3 protein-coding genes are annotated in these 4,475 nt (G+C 63.3%); all 3 read left to right on the forward strand.

Translation table 11 applies throughout. The features are described from left to right. On the forward strand, positions 1 to 1,486 hold a 1,486-nt coding region (locus EN893_RS20235; protein WP_164900978.1), incomplete at its 5' end, for a penicillin-binding protein 2. 54 nt (positions 1,487 to 1,540) lie between these two features. After that, the gene (locus EN893_RS20240; protein WP_127269410.1) at positions 1,541 to 2,995 is read left to right on the forward strand and encodes a UDP-N-acetylmuramoyl-L-alanyl-D-glutamate--2,6-diaminopimelate ligase; all 1,455 of its coding nucleotides are present in this window, start codon (positions 1,541 to 1,543) and stop codon (positions 2,993 to 2,995) included. Then, positions 2,992 to 4,473: a UDP-N-acetylmuramoylalanyl-D-glutamyl-2,6-diaminopimelate--D-alanyl-D-alanine ligase gene (locus EN893_RS20245; protein ID WP_127269411.1), complete on the forward strand. Its 1,482-nt coding sequence runs from the start codon at positions 2,992 to 2,994 to the stop codon at positions 4,471 to 4,473. Before EN893_RS20240 ends, EN893_RS20245 begins: the two co-directional genes overlap by 4 nt. Positions 4,474 to 4,475 lie beyond the last annotated feature (2 nt).

A 4,475-nucleotide genomic window follows, 5' to 3' on the forward strand; every position in this document is an offset into this window, starting at 1 on the left:
GCCCGACATCGTCGACCGCAACGGCGAAGTGCTGGCCACGGATATCAAGACAGCGTCGCTGTTTGCAGAACCACGCCGGATTGTCGACGCCGACGAGGCGATCGAGAAGCTGTCGACGGTGCTTCCGGACATCGACTATGAGCAGACCTACCACAAGCTGAAGAGCGGCGCCGGTTTCGTCTGGCTGCAGCGGCAGCTGACGCCCAAGCAACAGTCCGACATCATGCAACTCGGCATTCCCGGTTTCGGCTTCCGTACCGAAAAGCGCCGCTTCTATCCGAGCGGCGAGACCTCGTCCTACATTGTCGGCCTCACCAACATCGACAACCAGGGCATCTCCGGAATGGAGAAATATGTCGACGAGCAAGGCTTGAGCGACCTGCAGGCATCGGGCCTTGCCATTGCCAAGGATCTCAAGCCGGTAAAGCTTTCGATCGATCTGCGCGTGCAGCATGTGGTGCGCGACGAGATCGCCGCCGGCCTGGAGCGCTATCGTGCCATGGGCGCCGGCGCCGTCGTGCTCAACGTCAAGACCGGCGAAGTGGTGGCCATGGCCTCGGTGCCGGATTTCGATCCGAACAATCCCTACAATGCACAGGACAAGGACCGGCTGAATCGCATGTCGGCGGGCCTCTACGAGATGGGCTCGACCTTCAAGAGCTTCACCTCAGCCATGGCGCTCGATTCCGGCAAGGCGACGATGGCGAGCCGCTTCGATGCTTCGCATCCAATCCGCGTCGGCCATCAGGCCATTCACGATTTCCACGGCAAGAACCGTGTGCTGTCGTTGCCGGAGGTGTTCCTCTATTCGTCCAACATCGGGTCGGCCAGGGAAGCCGAGATGGTCGGCATCGAGGGCCATCGCGAATTCCTGCATCGCCTTGGCCTTCTGGACAGGATGCAGACCGAATTGCCGGAGACTGCCCGTCCGACTGAACCGAAGGTCTGGAAACAGGTCAATTCATTCACCATCGCCTTCGGCCATGGCGTGTCGACGACGCCGCTGCAAGCGGCTGTGGGCTGCGCGGCGTTGATGAATGGCGGCTTCCTGATGAACCCTACCTTTTTGGTGCGCACGCAGGCGGAAGCGATGGCCACCGCCAAGAAAGTGGTGAGCGAAAAGACCGTCGAAGGCATGCGCTACCTCTATTCGCTCAATGCCGAGAAGGGCTCTGCCCGAAACGCCAGAGTCCCCGGCTACCGCGTTGGTGGCAAGACCGGAACGGCCGAGAAGGTCGTCAATGGCCGCTACTCCAAGGACTTGAATTTCAACACTTTCGTCGCCGCCTTCCCGATGGACGATCCGCAGTATCTGGTGTTTACCATTGCCGATGCCCCGCACCCGGAAAAGCCTGGCATGACGGATGTCGCGGCCGCAAATGCGGGGGTCATGGCCGGCAATATCATCAGGCGTTCAGCTGCCATGCTTGGCGTGAAGCCAGATTTCAGCCATGAAAATGGTGCAACGCTGGTTTCCTATCAGTGATTCTTAGGGCGCGCCGGCAACAGCGCGCTATTTTGTTGCGGTGAACGGGACTCGATGAAGCTCAGAGATCTAGCCGGTATCCTGCCCGTCGAGGGAATAGCTTCCGTCGATCTGGAGGTTACAGGGATTTCTTCGGATTCCCGTCAGGTAAAAGCGGGTGTTGTCTTCTTTGCGCTCGCGGGAACCAAGGCCGACGGTGCCGTTTATGCCGCCGACGCCGCCGCGCGCGGTGCGGCCGCGATCGTAGCGGGCAAGGGCAGCACCATTGCCGGGCTGTCGGTCCCGGTATTGGCAGTCGACGATCCGCGCCTGGCGTTGGCGCTGAGTGCGGCCCGCTATTTCGGCAAGCAGCCTGAGATAATGGTCGCGGTGACCGGCACCAGCGGCAAGACTTCGGTCGCGGCTTTCACCAGGCAGATCTGGGAGCAGTCCGGTTATGCCGCCGCTTCGATCGGCACCACTGGCGTGGTGGCGCCTGGGCGCAACGACTATGGCTCGCTGACGACACCCGATCCGGTCGCCCTGCATCAATTGCTGCGGGAATTGGCGGATGCCGGCGTTACCCACGCTTCGATGGAGGCTTCCAGCCATGGGCTCGACCAGCGCCGTCTGGACGGTGTGAAGCTGGCGGCCGGCGGCTTCACCAATCTCGGCCGCGATCATATGGACTATCATCCGACCATCGAGGACTATCACCGCGCCAAACTGCGTCTGTTCGATGCGCTGCTGCCGAAAGGCGCACCGGCCGTCATCTTCGCCGACGATCCATGGTCGGCACCGACGATTCAGGCGGCGCGGGCCGCCGGGCTCGAAGTGCTGACGGTCGGCCGCCATGGCGATTTCCTCAGGCTGAAGCGGGTCGAGCACGAGCGCCACCGCCAGCGGGCCGAGGTCGAGGCCGATGGCGTGCTCTACGAGATCGACCTGCCGCTGGCCGGTGATTTCCAGATTTCGAATGCGCTGGTTTCGGCGGGTCTTGCCATTTCCACGGGAACACCTGTAGCCAAGGCATTGTTGGCGTTGGAGAAATTGAAGGGCGCCCCGGGCCGGCTCGACCTCGTCGGCACCACCGGCAATGGCGCGCCGGTCTATGTCGATTATGCCCACAAGCCCGACGCGCTGGAAAACGTGCTGTCCTCGGTGCGCCCATTCACCACCGGCCGCGTCATCGTCGTGTTCGGCTGCGGCGGCGACCGCGACCGCGGCAAGCGACCGATCATGGGCGAGATTGCAACGCGGCTTGCAGATGTCGTCATCGTCACCGACGACAATCCGCGCTCCGAAGTGCCGAAAACGATCCGCGCCGCTATTTTGGCCGCCGCCCCCGGTGCCATCGAGATCGGCGACCGGCGCCAGGCGATCCACGAGGCGGTTGCCATGCTGCATGCCGGCGACACGCTGATCGTGGCCGGCAAGGGGCACGAGGAAGGCCAGACGATCGGCTCCGAGACCTTGCATTTCTCCGATCACGAGGAAGTTCGCGCGGCACTTACGGAGCGTGCCGCATGAGCTTGCTGTGGACCTGCGAGGCGCTGGTTGCCGCCATGGACGGGCGGCCGTTGGGGCCGATGCCGGAAGGCATTTCCGGCATTTCGATCGACAGCCGCAGCCTGCAGCCGGGCGACGCCTTCTTCGCCATCAAGGGCGAGGCGATGGACGGCCATGACTTCGCCACCGCCGCCATCAAGGCCGGCGCCGGCGTGCTGGTGGTGGCCGAAGGCAAGCTGCCGTCGCTCGGCCGGCTGACGGCGCCGATCATCGTCGTCGAGGACGTGCTGGTCGCACTGGAAAAGCTTGGAATTGCGTCGCGCGCCCGCTCGAGCGCGAAAATCATCGCTGTGACCGGTTCGGCCGGCAAGACCACGACCAAGGAAGCGCTGCGCCATGTGCTGCAAGCCGTCGGCAAGGTGCACGCCTCGGCGCAGTCCTTCAACAATCACTGGGGCGTGCCGCTGACCTTGGCGCGCATGCCTGATGATTGCGACTATGCCGTATTCGAGATCGGCATGAACCATCCCGACGAAATCCGGCCGCTGGTAAAAATGGTGAGGCCGCATGTCGCCATCGTCACCATGATCGCGGCGGCGCATCTCGGCTTTTTCCGCAATCTCGACGAGATTGCCAAGGCCAAGGCCGAGATTTTCGAAGGGCTGGAGCCCGAGGGGGCCGCCATCCTCAACCGCGACGATGCGCGCTTCAAGCTGCTCGACAAGATGGCCCATGCCGCCGGTGTCGAGCACGTCTACGGCTTCGGCGAGAATGCGCGCTCTACCTTCAAGCTCACCAAATGCGAACTGCATGCGGATCATTCCGACATCATCGCCAGGATCGGCGGCCACGAAGTGGCGGCGCGGATCGGCGCGCCCGGCCGCCATATGGTGCAGAACGTGCTGGCGGTGCTGGGTGCTGCGCATCTGGTCGGCGCCGATCTCGACAAGGTGGCTTCAGCACTGGCCGATCTCTCTGCCGAACGCGGGCGCGGCAAGCGCCATGTGCTGCGCCATCCCGGTGGCTCGACTTCGAGCCACCCAGGTGGCTCGACTTCGAGCTACCCAGGTGGACTGATCACGCTGATCGACGAAAGCTACAACGCCAATCCGGCATCGATGGCTGCTGCCATGGCATTGCTCAACGCGACGCCTGTGACGGGCGAGGGCCGCCGCATCGCCGTGCTCGGCGACATGCTCGAACTTGGCGACCATTCGGCCAAGCTGCATGCAGCCCTTGCCGACCTCATCGTCGGCACGGGCACGCGGACCGTCTTTCTCGGCGGCCCGGAAATGCGGGCGCTGGCAGAAGCGCTGCCGGCTGAGATCAAGACGGAATACCGCGCCGGTGTCGAGGAGTTGAAGCCGGTGCTGCTTGCCGCGCTCAAGCCGGGCGACGTGGTGATGATCAAATCGTCGAAGGGCATCGGCTTTGCAAAACTGGTCGATGCGCTGCTGGGCAAATTCCCGGCTGAATCGACAGCCAGAAAACAGACCTAGGT

The organism is Mesorhizobium sp. M7A.F.Ca.CA.004.04.2.1 (genome assembly GCF_004022825.1).
GTDB lineage: Bacteria > Pseudomonadota > Alphaproteobacteria > Rhizobiales > Rhizobiaceae > Mesorhizobium.